The sequence below is a fragment of the Micromonospora sp. NPDC003816 genome, from assembly GCF_042874705.1.
Classification (GTDB): Bacteria; Actinomycetota; Actinomycetes; order Mycobacteriales; family Micromonosporaceae; genus Micromonospora.
The window spans coordinates 355,857-368,291 of the sequence record NZ_JBIANP010000002.1 but is presented as its reverse complement, the minus strand read 5'-3'; the positions used below and the strand labels follow the sequence as shown (position 1 = coordinate 368,291).

The 12,435-nt window shown below is 72.0% G+C and carries 13 protein-coding genes; 4 read left to right on the top strand and 9 right to left on the bottom strand.

Annotated elements, in window-relative coordinates; all coding sequences use genetic code 11:
• Positions 1-8: 8 nt before the first annotated feature.
• From ACFYTT_RS07975 to ACFYTT_RS07965, 3 genes are all read right to left on the bottom strand, one after another.
• Entirely contained in the window at positions 9-1,157 is a 1,149-nt protein-coding gene (locus ACFYTT_RS07975; RefSeq protein ID WP_387258084.1) for an Mrp/NBP35 family ATP-binding protein, read from the bottom strand.
• Between the two features lie 74 nt (positions 1,158-1,231).
• Positions 1,232-1,858 (bottom strand): DUF1003 domain-containing protein, encoded by a 627-nt coding sequence (locus ACFYTT_RS07970; RefSeq protein WP_131053967.1) that lies wholly within the window; start codon positions 1,856-1,858, stop codon positions 1,232-1,234.
• A complete protein-coding gene (locus ACFYTT_RS07965) occupies positions 1,851-3,161 on the bottom strand; it encodes a magnesium transporter MgtE N-terminal domain-containing protein (RefSeq protein ID WP_176092474.1) in 1,311 nt (436 codons plus the stop codon). Before ACFYTT_RS07965 ends, ACFYTT_RS07970 begins: the two co-directional genes overlap by 8 nt.
• Before the next feature lie 81 nt (positions 3,162-3,242).
• Here ACFYTT_RS07965 and ACFYTT_RS07960 point away from each other — a divergent pair, with 81 nt between their 5' ends.
• Positions 3,243-4,112, top strand: a complete 870-nt coding sequence (locus ACFYTT_RS07960; protein ID WP_131053965.1) for a PhzF family phenazine biosynthesis protein — start codon at positions 3,243-3,245, stop codon at positions 4,110-4,112.
• 74 nt (positions 4,113-4,186) lie between these two features.
• Positions 4,187-4,651, top strand: coding sequence for a hypothetical protein (locus tag ACFYTT_RS07955; RefSeq protein ID WP_387258653.1), 465 nt, complete (start codon positions 4,187-4,189; stop codon positions 4,649-4,651).
• A gap of 16 nt (positions 4,652-4,667) precedes the next feature.
• Here the strand turns inward: ACFYTT_RS07955 and ACFYTT_RS07950 are convergent, their stop codons facing one another.
• Positions 4,668-5,411, bottom strand: a complete 744-nt coding sequence (locus ACFYTT_RS07950; RefSeq protein ID WP_387258083.1) for an HAD family hydrolase — start codon at positions 5,409-5,411, stop codon at positions 4,668-4,670.
• Positions 5,412-5,518: 107 nt separating this feature from the next.
• On the opposite strand from ACFYTT_RS07950, the gene ACFYTT_RS07945 reads away from it, so the two are divergent.
• A complete protein-coding gene (locus ACFYTT_RS07945; protein WP_176092478.1) occupies positions 5,519-6,439 on the top strand; it encodes a DMT family transporter in 921 nt (306 codons plus the stop codon).
• On the opposite strand, the gene ACFYTT_RS07940 is transcribed toward ACFYTT_RS07945, so the two are convergent.
• Both ACFYTT_RS07940 and ACFYTT_RS07935 read right to left on the bottom strand, forming a co-directional pair.
• Complete coding sequence (locus ACFYTT_RS07940) at positions 6,436-7,281, bottom strand: SDR family NAD(P)-dependent oxidoreductase (RefSeq protein ID WP_201272402.1); 846 nt, start codon at positions 7,279-7,281, stop codon at positions 6,436-6,438. The genes ACFYTT_RS07945 and ACFYTT_RS07940 overlap by 4 nt on opposite strands.
• Positions 7,282-7,393: 112 nt before the next feature.
• A complete protein-coding gene (locus ACFYTT_RS07935) occupies positions 7,394-7,906 on the bottom strand; it encodes a DUF4190 domain-containing protein (RefSeq protein ID WP_357211560.1) in 513 nt (170 codons plus the stop codon).
• A gap of 118 nt (positions 7,907-8,024) precedes the next feature.
• Between ACFYTT_RS07935 and ACFYTT_RS07930 the strand changes: the two genes are divergently transcribed.
• Positions 8,025-8,930 carry an SDR family NAD(P)-dependent oxidoreductase gene (locus ACFYTT_RS07930; protein ID WP_131053961.1) on the top strand — a complete coding sequence of 302 codons (906 nt, stop codon included), beginning with the start codon at positions 8,025-8,027 and terminating at the stop codon, positions 8,928-8,930.
• A 6-nt stretch (positions 8,931-8,936) separates the two neighbouring features.
• Here ACFYTT_RS07930 and ACFYTT_RS07925 read toward each other — a convergent pair whose 3' ends face one another.
• The 3 genes from ACFYTT_RS07925 to ACFYTT_RS07915 form a co-directional block, all read right to left on the bottom strand.
• Entirely contained in the window at positions 8,937-9,485 is a 549-nt protein-coding gene (locus tag ACFYTT_RS07925; protein WP_387258082.1) for a DUF4190 domain-containing protein, read from the bottom strand.
• 426 nt (positions 9,486-9,911) lie between these two features.
• On the bottom strand, positions 9,912-10,319 hold the full coding sequence (locus tag ACFYTT_RS07920) for a CoA-binding protein (protein ID WP_387258081.1): 408 nt from the start codon (positions 10,317-10,319) through the stop codon (positions 9,912-9,914).
• A 30-nt stretch (positions 10,320-10,349) separates the two neighbouring features.
• Positions 10,350-12,413: an intein-containing Rv2578c family radical SAM protein gene (locus ACFYTT_RS07915; protein ID WP_387258080.1), complete on the bottom strand. Its 2,064-nt coding sequence runs from the start codon at positions 12,411-12,413 to the stop codon at positions 10,350-10,352.
• Positions 12,414-12,435 lie beyond the last annotated feature (22 nt).

The window sequence follows — 12,435 nt, the reverse complement described above, 5'->3', positions numbered from 1 at the left end:
ACAGTCGGTCAACGACCGGCCGGAGTGAGACCGAGCGGCTTGCCCAGCAGCGACTCCCGGCGTAGCGCGAGCCGGTCGGCGACCTGGCCCAACGCCTTCGCCGCCGGAGAGTCCGGCGCGGACAGCACGATCGGGTTCCCCTCGTCGCCGGCCTCGCGGACCCGGGTGTCGAGCGGCACCTGACCCAGCAGCGGCACCTGCGCGCCGATGGTCTGGGTCAGCGAGTCGGCGACGGTCTGGCCGCCACCGGCGCCGAAGACCTCCATCCGGGACCCGTCCGGCAGCTCCAGCCACGACATGTTCTCGATCACACCGACCACCCGCTGGTGGGTCTGCAACGCGATCGCGCCGGCCCGCTCGGCCACCTCGGCGGCAGCGGCCTGCGGCGTGGTGACCACCAGGATCTCGGCGTTGGGCAGCAACTGGGCCAGCGAGATGGCGACATCGCCGGTGCCCGGGGGCAGGTCGAGCAGGAGCACGTCCAGGTCGCCCCAGTACACGTCGGCGAGGAACTGCTGCAACGCGCGGTGCAGCATCGGCCCGCGCCACACGACCGCGGCGTTGCCGGCGGTGAACATGCCGATCGAGATCACCTTCACGCCGTGCGACTCCGGCGGCATGATCATGTCCTCGACCCGGGTGGGACGGCCGTCCGCGCCGAGCATCCGGGGCACCGAGTGTCCGTAGATGTCCGCGTCCACCACGCCGACGGAGAGACCCCGGGCGGCCAGTGCCGCCGCCAGGTTCACCGTCACGCTGGACTTGCCCACGCCGCCCTTGCCGCTGGCCACCGCGTACACCCGGGTGCGGGAGCCGGGCTGCGCGAACGGGATGACCGGCTCCTCGGACGCCCCGCCGCCGCGCAGCGTGGCCTGGAGCTCCTTGCGCTGCTCGGCGCTCATCACACCGAAGTCGATCTCGACGCCGGTGACCCCGCTCACCGCGCTCACCGCGGCGGTGATGTCCGCCCGCAGCTTGTCCTTCAACGGGCACCCGGCCACCGTGAGCAGCAGCGCGACCCGGACCACACCGTCGTCGCCGATGTCGGCGGACTTGACCATGCCGAGTTCGGTGATCGGCCGGCGGATCTCCGGGTCGTTGACGGTGGCCAGGGCGGCCTGGACGGCGTCGTGGACGGTGCTGACGGGAGCTGACATGCCCGCAATGCTACGTCGGTCGTGATCCGCCACCGGCGCCAGCGGCGACGGTGTGAGCCAGTCGATGACCAGGGTCAGGAGTGTCGGGGGCTGCCGCTGCCGCGCCGGCCGTCCCCGGGGAGGTCCCCGTCCATCTCGTCACGGGGCTCGTCCAGCGGGTCGGCGTCGTCCCCCCGCGCCGCCGCACCCTCCCGGAGCCGCCGCTCCAACCGCAGGCGCCGCTGCGCCGCCTCGTCCAGTTCCTCGGCCATCCGGGCCAGCTCGGAACGGAGGAAGTCCCGGGTCGCCACCTCACCCATCGCGATCCGCAACGCCGCGATCTCCCGGGCCAGGTACTCCGTGTCGGCCTTCTGCATGCCCGCCCGGCGCCGATCCTCGTCCAACGCCACCCGGTCCCGGTCGGCCTGGCGATTCTGGGCCAGCAGGATCAGCGGCGCCGCGTACGACGCCTGGATGGAGAGGACCAGGGTGAGGAACGTGAAGGTGTACGGGTCGAAGCGCAGGGTCGTCGGGGCGAGCGTGTTCCAGACGAACCACAGGGTGATGAAGAGCGTCATGTAGACGATGAAGTTCGCCGTACCCATGCCCCGGGCGATCGCCTCCGACCAGCGACCGAAGGTCTCCTGGTCGACCCGGGGCAACCTCAGGCCGCGCGGTTCCCGGGGCAGGTCCAGCCGCTCGGTCCGCCGCTGCTCAGTCATCGACTCGCTCCGTGCTCACGTCGGTGGACGCCGCACCGTTCGCGGCATCCGGTGCAGGGCTCGGCACGGCGTCCCGGTCCCGCCAGTCCGCAGGCAGCAGGTGGTCCAGCACGTCGTCGACCGTGACGGCACCCACCAGCCGGTTGTTCAGGTCGATCACCGGCATCGCGACCAGGTCGTAGGTGGCCATCCGGCGGGTGATCTCCGGCAGCGGCGTGGCCGGGCGCAACGGGTCGATGTCGTTGACCACCACCCCGCCGAGCAGGTCGGCCGGCGGCTCGCGGAGCAACCGCTGGAAGTGCACCATGCCCAGGTAGCGGCCGGTCGGTGTGGCCATCGGCGCGCGGGACACGAACACCTGCGCGGCGACCGCCGGGGAGAGCTGCGGCTCCCGGATCCGGGCCAAAGCCTCCGCCACCGTCGCATCCGGCGGCAGGATGACCGGCTCCGAGGTCATCACGCTGCCGGCCGTGCCCGGGGTGTACTTGAGCAGTTGCCGCACCGGATCGGCCTCGTCCGGCTCCATCAGGTCGAGCAGCACGTCCTGCTCCGGCGGCGGCAGCTCACCCAGCAGGTCGGCGGCGTCGTCCGGATCCATCTCCTCCAGCACGTCGGCGGCGCGCTCCCGGCCCAGCGCGGTGAGGATCTCCACCTGGTCGCGCTCGGGCAGCTCGCTCAGCACGTCGGCCAGCCGGGGGTCGTCCAGCGCCGCCGCGACCTCGTTGCGGCGGGCGTCCGGCAGGTCCTGCAACGCGTTGGCCAGGTCCGCCGGGCGCATGTCCTCCAGCACCGCCAGCAGGTTGGCGGTCCCCCCGGGCTCGGCGAGGCCGCTGAGCCCGCGAACCTTCTCCCACTCGACCTGCTGGAGGTTGCCCCGGCGGGCCAGCCGGCCGGTCTGCTCCCGGGCCGCCACCCGGGTCAGCGACCATTCCCCGGCCCGGCTGCACTCCATCGCCACGTCCACCACCGTCGCCGCCCGGTTCTCCGGGCCGAGCTGCACCCGACGGTCGAGCAGCTCCTGGAGCACCAGCAACTCGTTCGGGCGCTTCTCGAAGCGGCGCAGGTTCAACGTGCCACTGCCCAGCACCACCGCGTCCGCGTCGATCGAGATGATCCGGTTGATGGAGAGGAAGATGCGCCGCCGCATCGGGATCTCGGCGACCAGGCCCACCACCTCGGGCGGTCGCTGACCGGCGCGGAGGCGTCCCACCGCGTCGCGTACCCGGCCCACCTGGTCACCGTTCGGATCGAAGACGGCGACTCCGGCGAGACGGGCGAGGTAGACCCGAGTCGGCGTGCTCACGGGCACCAGCCTAGGGCGTACGCGGAAGTCAGCGCCCGGCTGTCACTTCCGGACAGCCCGGAGGGCCTAGTCTTTACCAACATGTCGACCTTGGCTTACGAGATCGTGGACGTCTTCACCGACCGTCCGTACGCGGGGAACCCGCTCGCGGTGGTCTTCGGGGCCGACGGGTTGGCCACCGAACAGATGCAGTCGCTGGCCCGGGAGTTCAACCTCTCCGAGACGGTCTTCGTGCTGCCCGCGACCCAGGTCGGGGCCACCTACCGGGCCCGGATCTTCACCCCGACCGAGGAGTTGCCGTTCGCCGGCCACCCCAGCGTGGGAGCGGCGGTGACCGCCAGCCGGCGGGGCCTGTTCGGAACGGGTCAGGTCAGCCAGGAGTGCGGTGCCGGGGTGCTCCCGATCGAGGTGACCGACGGCGGCGCCACGCTGACCGGCGGCACCCCCACCCTCGGGCCCGAGTTCGACCCGGAGCCGCTGCTGGAGGTGGCCGGACTGGCGGCCGGCGACCACTTCGGCCCGGCACCCCGGGTGGCCGGCTGCGGGCTGGAGTTCCCGTTCCTGCCGGTGCGCCCCGACGCGCTGGCGAGGGCCGAGGTCAATCCGGTGGCGGCCCGGCGGTACGGAATCGAACACGTGAGCGTCTTCTCCTGGAACGCCGACGCGCAAACCGCACAGGCCCGCGTCTTCGTCCCCGGCCTCGGCGTACCCGAGGACCCGGCGACCGGGTCGGCCGCTCTCGGCCTGGGCGTGTGGCTGGTCGCCAGTGGCCTGCTGCCCGGCGAGGGCCGTTCCACGTACACCGTCCGACAGGGCGTCGAGATGGGCCGCCCGTCGACGCTGAGCTGCACGGTGACCGCCGCCGGTGGCACGGCGCTGGGCGCCAGCGTGGCCGGTCACGTCATGCCGGTGGCCCGGGGCGAGATCCTGGTGCCGCCGTTCGTCGGCTGACCGACCGGGCACACGTACGGGAGGATGTGGTGGTGACCGACGAGCGTGAGAGCACCCCCCTGGTCGACGAGGCGATGAAGAAGGCCTCGGTGGCCTGGGTCGCGGTGGCGGGTGGACCGTCGCTCGCCCTGTGGTGCGTACCCCTGGAGAGCGCCCTGTTCGTGGTCAGCGGGCCGGGGGAGCAGTCCGCCCCCGGGTTGGCCGAGGTCGACGAGGCCCGGGTGACGCTCCGGGGCGACCACGGCGGCGCGATCGTCACCTGGCCGGCCCGGGTGACCCGGGTGCGGCCCGGCACCGACGAGTGGGACACCCTGGCTCCGCTGGTCGGAGCGAAGCGGCTGAACGCCACGGGCAGCACCGCCGACCTGGTCGCCCGCTGGGCCGCCGACGACTGCGCCCTGGTCCGGCTCTCCCCCGGCGGTACGCCCGTCCACGGTGCCGACCTGCCCGCCGACTCGCTCGCCGAGCCGCCCAGACCCACGCCGGCCGTCCGCGCCGTCCGCAAGCCGTTCCGGCTGCACCGCGTCCGGCGACGCTGACCGCGGCGCCGCCCTGCTACGGCACCGTCACCGCTGCGGCCCGCCCGGCTGGTAGCCGCTGCCGCCGGTCGACCTCCGTCGACTCGACCAACTCGACGACCTCACCGAGGGCGCCCAACGCCCGACCGGTCCACTCGGTGTCGACGTTGAAGACCAGATGATCGACCAGGTCCGGGGCGGCCAGCCGGGCCGCGCTCAGCCCGGCCCGCCGCGCGCCCGTCAGCTCCTGGCTGCCGCCGTCGCCCACGTACAGGCACTCCTCCGGACGCAGGCCCAGCCGCGCGCACGCCGCCAGGTACAACGCCGCGTCCGGCTTGCAGCGCCCCACCTGCACCGAGTAGATCCGCACGTCCAGCAGCGGCGCGACGGCCAACTCCGGCAGGAGCACCGGCAGTTCGTGCGTACAGTCGCTGATCACACCGGTCCGGATGCCCCGGTCCCGCAGCGCCCGCAACGTCGGGACGGCCTCGTCCCGCAACCGGGTGTCGCCCCGTACGGCGTCCAACCGGGCCGTGGCCGCCGCCCGCAGCGCCTCCTCGGTCGGCCGTACGCCGGCCTGCTCGCACAGCCAGCGCAGGGTCGCCTCGGCACTGCCGAAGCGCCCGGCGGCGCGCTCGTAGAACGTGCGGTCGAGCAGCTCGACGAAGATGTCCGGCGGACAACCGAGCAACTGGGCGGTGACGCGGTGACCGGGACCGCGCTGGACCGGACGGGTCAGCGTGCCGAAGAAGTCGAACAGCACCGCCTGGAACCTGGGCATGGGGGAGCGCCTCCGGACGGGGTGAGGGGGGTCCCGACGGGCTGCGCATGATCGTAACGGACCGCTGACGGAAAGTGGTCATCGCGGTCGTGTGAGGATTGCGTCTCGTGCCACCCGAACCACACCGTCCCCCGGTCGACCTGCTGACCACCGGCGCACTCGCCGTCGCCGTGGTGGCGGTCTCCTCGTCCGCGCCGCTGATCGCGTTCGCCGCCGCGCCCGCACTCGCCATCGCCTTCTGGCGCAACGTGCTCTCGGTCGCCGTGCTGAGCCCGTACGCGCTCACCCGCCGGCGGGCCGAGTTCCGCTCCCTGCTGACCGGCGCGAACCGGCGTCAGGGCGTCTTCTGCGTACTCTCCGGGGTCGCTCTGGCCGCGCACTTCGCCACCTGGATGCCGAGCGCGAAGCTCACCACGGTCGCCGCCGCGACCGCACTGGTCGCCACCCAACCGGTCTGGCAGGGGCTGATCGCCCGCCTCCAGGGCCGCCGACTGCCGCTGGGCGTCTGGGCCGGCATCGGAGTGGCGGTGCTCGGCGCGGTCCTCGCCACCGGCGCCGACTTCACCGTCTCCGGCACCGCCTTCGCCGGCGACCTGCTCGCCCTCGCCGGTGGCCTGTTCGGAGCGGTCTACACCGCGCTCGGCGAGCGTGCCCGGGTCACCGTCAGCACCGCCACCTACACCACCATCTGCTACGCGGTGTGCGGACTCGTCCTGTTGGTGATCTGCCTGGTCGGCCGCGTGCCGTTGGGCGGCTTCGACACCGGCACCTGGCTGGCCGTGATCGCGCTTGTCGCCGGGGCCCAACTGCTCGGTCACTCGATGTTCAGCTACGCGCTGCGGCGGATCCCGGCCACCACGGTCAGCGTGCTGATCCTGCTGGAGGCACCCGGCGCCGCCCTCATCGGCTGGGCCTGGCTGGGGCAGTTGCCCGCCGCGTCGAGCGTGCCCGGCCTGCTGCTGCTGTTGGTCGGTGTCGCCGTGGTGGTGCTGGCCAGCGCCCGGTCCGCCCGCCGGGTCACCCGCTAGGAGGGGAGGCCGACCGCCGCCGCGCTGGCCGCCCAGAGCCGGGCCGCGAGCTGCGGATCGGACGCCTTGCGCAGCGGACGACGCGGTCGGCAGTCGAAGTAGTAACCGCCGCCGACCAGGCGGGCCCGATCCTGGTTGGCCAGCCACACCAGCGTCTGCGCCCCCTTCACCGGGCCGCGCAGCGGCAACAACCGCATCCCCAGGGCCACCAACCGGCTGTCGCTGCCGAACCGGGTTCGCACCACGCCGGGATGGAAGCAGTACGAGTCGACGGCCGGCCACCGCCGGGCCGCCTCGGCCGTGAACAGGATGTTGGCCTGCTTGCTGGTCCCGTACGCGCCCATCGGGCGGTACCGCCGCAGCGGCCGGTTCAGGTCGTCCGGATCCAACGAACCACTACGGTGCGCGCCCGAGGCGGTCACCACCATCCGCCCGACCCGGTCGGCCAACAGGTTGCTGAGCAGGAACGGCGCCAGATGGTTGGCCTGGATGGACAGCTCGAAACCGTCGACCGTGGTGATCGGCTGGAGCACGATCGCACCCGCGTTGTTGGCCAACACGTCGATTCGGTCGTACGCGGCCCGCACCTGCTCGGCCAACCGGCGTACGTCGTCCAGGGCCGCGAAGTCGGCGCGGAACGTCTCGGGACGCTCGCCGGACGCCTCGCGTACCTCGTCGGCGGCCGCCCGCAGCCGGGCCGGGTCCCGCCCGACGAGCACGAGCCGGTCACCCCGGCGCGCCAGGTCGATCGCCGCCGCCAGCCCGATGCCGGAACTCGCTCCGGTCACCAGCACGAGTCGACGGCCGGTGACGTCATCCGCAGGTCCATCCACCCCGGTCACGGCACGAGATTACCGTGATCGCCGGTCCCGCCGAACCTCGACTTTCCCACCGACGTGACGACCGCCGGACCGGCCGCCCGCCCCGAATCCCGGCCGGGGCGGGCCCACCTGTTCAGACGGTGGTCACGGCGGTGGCCCAGATGACGAAGATCGCCACGTAGACGAGTACCACCAGCGCGAAGAAGGCGGTGATGATCCAACCGACGATGATGGCCGCCTTCGCCATCCCCTCGCCCTCCTCGCCGGTCTCCCGGATCTGGCGGATGGCGACATGCCCCATGATCGCGCCGATCGGAGCGGTGATGCACGAGCCGATCCCGATCAACGAGAGGATCAGGCCCACCAGGGCCAGCGAGTTGGTGCTCCGCTGCGGGTAGCCGTAGCCGTAGCCGTAGCCGGGTTGGACCGGCGGCGGGTAACCGGGCGGCGGGTACGGCGCGGGAGCCGGCGGAAAATCAGACTTCGCGGCGTACGAGTCGATCGGCGGGTAGGGATCGGCCGGCTGGTACGGGTCGTACCCGGCGGGCTGGGAGGGGACCGACAGGAGCGGATCGGCCGGCGGACTGGAAGGCTGACCGGCCGACGCGGGGTCGGGCCAGCCACCGGCCGGTGGGGGCTGTGTCATCGGGCTCACTTCCGTCGCGATGTGGTGGCAGCCAGGGTAGCCATCGCGGGGTAGGGCGCGACGCGCCCGGCAGCGGGTGCGCGTTGCCCGGCACGGCGGCAGCAGGCAGGATCGCGGCATGGGGATTGACGCGCGCGCGGCGGACCGTTCCGGCAGCAGACCGAGGCGGGACGTCAGCCGCCCGGGAGTGGCCCGCCGCCCCCGCCCGGTGACCACACCGAGCGCGGCGGAGGACGACGCCCCGGCATCGTTGCCCGAGCCGGTGACCATGCGACTGGACGGCAAGGTCGCCCTGGTGACGGGGGCAGGTAGCGCGGACGGGATCGGGTACGCCACCGCCCGCCGACTGACCGACCTCGGCGCCCGGGTGGCGATCGTCTCGACCACCCGCCGCATCCACGAGCGGGCCGGTGAACTCGGGGTCACCGGGTTCGTCGCCGACCTCACCGACGAGTCGGAGGTCGGCGCGCTGGCCGACGCCGTCGCCGAGCAGCTCGGCGACGTGGAGGTCCTGGTCAACAACGCCGGGCTGGCCAGCCGGGCGAGCCCGGAGGTGCTCCGGCCGGTCGCCCAGCTCAGCTACGAGGAGTGGCGTGCCGAGATCGACCGGAACCTGACCACCGCGTTCCTGTGCAGTCGGGCCTTCATCGGCGGGATGGCCGAACGCGGCTGGGGTCGCATCGTCAACCTGGCGGCCACCGCCGGGCCGGTCAACGCCCTGCCCACCGAGGCGGCGTACGCGGCGGCGAAGGCCGGGGTGGTGGGCCTGACCCGGGCTCTGGCCATGGAGATGATCGCCGACGGGGTGACCGTCAACGCGGTCGCGCCCGGCACCATCTACACCGCCGCCTCCACGATGGCCGAGATCAAGCAGGGCCTGGGGACTCCGGTGGGCCGCCCCGGCACCCCCGACGAGGTGGCCGCGGCGATCACCTTCCTCTGCTCACCGGCGGCGTCGTACATCACCGGGCAGATGCTGGTGGTCGACGGTGGCAACAGCGTGCGGGAGTCGCAGTTCCGCTGACCGTGGTCAGGTGTTCGTGCCGCTCGATCCGGCCCAGACGACCAGCGCCAACCAGCCGCAGCAGGCCACCAGGTAGAGGCCGGTGAAGACGTAGCTGAGCGCCAGCCCCCAGGTGGCGAGCTGAGCGCCGTCCTCGCCGCTGGTGCGGAACTGGCGCTTGGCCAGGTGACCGAGGGCGATGCCGGCCGGGGCGAAGACGAACGCGAAGACCAGCGACAGGATGGCGAGTACGTTCGTGCCGCCGCCTCCGCTGCCAGGCTGGGGTGACGGCGGCCCGTACTGCCCGTACGGGCCCTGCGGCGCGTACGGCGGCTGCTGACCCCACTGCTGCCCGTGCGGCGGCTGCCCCGGATGCTCGTACGACGGCTGTCCGTACGCAGGCTGCCCGTACTGCTCTCCCGAGGGCCGACCGTACGGGTCACCCTCGGGCAGGCCGTACTGATCACCGGTCGGGCCGTACCGGTCGCCGTACGGCTGTGCGTGCGGTGGCTGGTGACCGCCCGGCGGCGGCTCGTAGGGCGACGGCGGCTGATCCGGCTCCGGTGGCTGGCTCACGTTCCTCGACGTTACCCGCAGTGACGGACCCTGTCCCCACGGTTGTCAGGAAGGCCCCGCCCAGCTGCCCGACCCTCCTCGGCGGCGGCTGTCGAGCTGAACCGTCTGCGCCGTCGTCGCCTCCGGCTGTCGGTGGCGTCCGTGTGCTCCGGGGCGACTGTCGAGCTGAACCGTCTGTGCCGTCGTTGCTCTCGGCCGACACGATGCGGGCAGCGTGATCCGTCTTCGCTCTCAGCTCGATAGGGCCCGTGCAGGTATGACACGCCGGTCGCCGGATCGCCACCCGGCTCCGCCGAGGGGCGCCCTGCCCGCATTGGACCCCTCGGGCGCATCTGACCGGCCGTATCGGCTGAGCTGCACCGGCGGCAGCAAGACCGCGCCGGTTCAGTCGCGCCGGTTCAGTCGCGCCGGTTCAGTCGCGCCGGTTCAGTCGCGCCGGGTCAGGCCGGCGGCGGCGCGCTCGACGACCAGGCAGCGGTCCTCGACGTAGTCGATGCCGGCCTGCTCCGCGATCTCCCGCGCCTGCGCGGAGACGATGCCGAGCTGCAACCAGACCGCCGGGGCACCGATCGCCACCGCCTGGCGGACCACCTCGACGGCGTCCTCCGCCGGGCGGAACACGTCGACCAGGTCGACCGGGTGCGGGATGTCGGCCAGGGAGCGGTAGACCGGTTCACCGAACAACTCGTCGGCGGTCGGGTTGACCGGGACGATCCGCCACCCGTACCGCTGCATCTCGGCCGGTATGGCGTGCGCGGCCTTGCTCGGGTCGCGGGACGCGCCCACGACGGCGATCACGGCGGAGTCGGCGAGGATCTGCTGAGCGGTACGCACCAGCCGACTCTATCCGCGCCCGGAGGGCCCTCAGAGCAGGCTGAGCTGTTCGGGGGCGGCCGGGGCGGGCGTGGTCACCTGACGGTGCTCACCCGGATCCGGCCGGTACAGCCCGTGCCGCCGGGCGGCGATGCGCACCCGTGCGGTCAGCTCCCGTTGGTACGACTGCGGGGCGTACGCGCCGGCCCGGTACAGCTCCCGGTAGCGGGGCACCAGGGCGGGATGCTCCCGGGCGAGCCAGTGCGCGTACCACTCGCGGGCACCGGGACGCAGGTGCAGCGGGAGCGGCGTCACGCTGGCCGCACCGGCGGCGGCGATCGCGGCCACGGTGGCGTCGATCGACTCGTCGGAGTCGCTGAGGCCGGGCAGGATCGGCGCCATCAGCACGCCCACCGCGAAGCCTGCGTCGGCGAGCTGGCGTACGGCGTCGAGCCGCCGCCGAGGGCTCGGCGTGCCGGGCTCGGCCGACCGCCACAGCCGCTCGTCGACGAAACCCACCGAGAACGACACGCCGACCCGGGTGACCTCGGCCGCCTGCCGCAACAAGGGCAGGTCCCGCAGGATCAGCGTGCCCTTGGTGAGGATCGAGAACGGGTTCGCGAAGTCGCGCAGCGCCTTGATGATCGGCGGCATGAGGCGGTAGCGGCCCTCGGCCCGCTGGTAGCAGTCGACGTTGGTGCCCATCGCCAGGTGCGCGCCCCGCCAGCGCGGCGCCGCCACCTCCCGCCGGACCAGCTCCCCGGCGTTGACCTTGACGACCACCTGCCGGTCGAAGTCCGCCCCGGCGTCGAAGTCGAGATAGGTGTGGGTCTTCCGCGCGAAACAGTTGTGGCTCACCACTCCGTTGGCGATGAAATCGCCGGTTCCCGTGGTGATGTCCCAAAGCGGCAGGTCGAGCCCAAGAGCTTCGATCGTTGCGACCTTGAGCCGCGCGCTGCATTTCACCGCAGTGCCATCCATCGACCGCTTGCGGGTGATTGCGGGATCGGTCAGGTGGAAGAAGCGTAGCCGTTTGGCCAGACCTCCTGTCAACCGCAGGTTGCGAACCCGGTTGGGTAGTCCGTGATCTTCGAGAACGAAGTGGAGACCCAGATGACGTAGCGCCGCCGCCGTCCAGCTGAGGATGTCGTCATCCTTGTTGGAGATCCGCAACACACCCTGGCTGCAACTACCTTCGGCGTCGAAGATGCCTGCGAGAAAACCGCGGTACCAGTCGTCGTCGGGCTGGTCCGGCCAGACGATTAGCGCTCTGACGGCGTCGACATCGGCCGCTCTGGAAGTGCGGATCGCCTTCATCGCTCTGCGGTTCGTCCGTGCCGGCGCGAAGGAGAACCAGGTGGTCTCCACTCCGAAGGCAGACAGGTATCGGTGCGTCCGGCGCAGCGCTTCCTCATCGACCAAAGCAAGCCGAAACCGGTGCACTGCCCCGTACGGGTATCGGTAGGTGCCCAGGTTGCCGTCGCCGCGGATCATCCCGCAGAGGTAGCCACGCCGATATCCATCGTTTCCCTTCGGGCCGGTCGCGAAGTGGCCTGTGCCGATCAGGCGGTTGTTCGTCGTCAGGTAGGAACGTCGGCGGTGACCGTTCATGGCGCCGATGACGTGTTTCCAACCCCGTTCGGTCAGAAAGCGGTGGTCACCGCTCGCGATCAGTGTTGTTCCGTCCTCGAGAGTGACTCGGTACGCGGGCTTGGTCGTCGACCACTTGGCCAGCACGGTGGTCACCACGTAGCGGCGGTAAGCGCCCCTTCGTTCTGTTCCGTAGATGTGATCGCCGACCTCCAGCTCGCGTAGCTCGCTGGTGCGTCCGTCAGCCATCAGGATCGGGGTGTCGCCCGAGAGGCAATAGACGCAGGCATGGCTGCATCCCCGGTATGGATTGATCGTCCACTCGAACGGGACGCGGGAGGTGCCCGGGACCTTGTTCAGGATGGACTTGGCGCGTACCTCGTAGAAGGTCATGCCGGCGAAGTCGGGGGTGTCGAAGGTGCGCACGATCGCGTCGGGCAGCGCCAGCGGCAGGGGTGGCGTCGCTGGCGCTGCCCTTCCAGGATCTCCCTCGTCCGGGGGAGCGGCGAGGTTCTCCCAGCGCATGACCGCTATTCGAACACACGTA

What these genes read in the sequence shown, in the direction of transcription:
- ACFYTT_RS07975 (WP_387258084.1), bottom strand. Translation starts at nt 1,157, where the DNA reads ATGTCAGCTCCCGTCAGCACCGTCCACGACGCCGTCCAGGCCGCCCTG.
- ACFYTT_RS07915 (WP_387258080.1), bottom strand. Translation starts at nt 12,413, where the DNA reads ATGCGCTGGGAGAACCTCGCCGCTCCCCCGGACGAGGGAGATCCTGGA.
- ACFYTT_RS07970 (WP_131053967.1), bottom strand. Translation starts at nt 1,858, where the DNA reads ATGACTGAGCAGCGGCGGACCGAGCGGCTGGACCTGCCCCGGGAACCG.
- ACFYTT_RS07935 (WP_357211560.1), bottom strand. Translation starts at nt 7,906, where the DNA reads ATGACACAGCCCCCACCGGCCGGTGGCTGGCCCGACCCCGCGTCGGCC.
- ACFYTT_RS07955 (WP_387258653.1), top strand. Translation starts at nt 4,187, where the DNA reads ATGAAGAAGGCCTCGGTGGCCTGGGTCGCGGTGGCGGGTGGACCGTCG.
- ACFYTT_RS07960 (WP_131053965.1), top strand. Translation starts at nt 3,243, where the DNA reads ATGTCGACCTTGGCTTACGAGATCGTGGACGTCTTCACCGACCGTCCG.
- ACFYTT_RS07950 (WP_387258083.1), bottom strand. Translation starts at nt 5,411, where the DNA reads ATGCCCAGGTTCCAGGCGGTGCTGTTCGACTTCTTCGGCACGCTGACC.
- ACFYTT_RS07930 (WP_131053961.1), top strand. Translation starts at nt 8,025, where the DNA reads ATGGGGATTGACGCGCGCGCGGCGGACCGTTCCGGCAGCAGACCGAGG.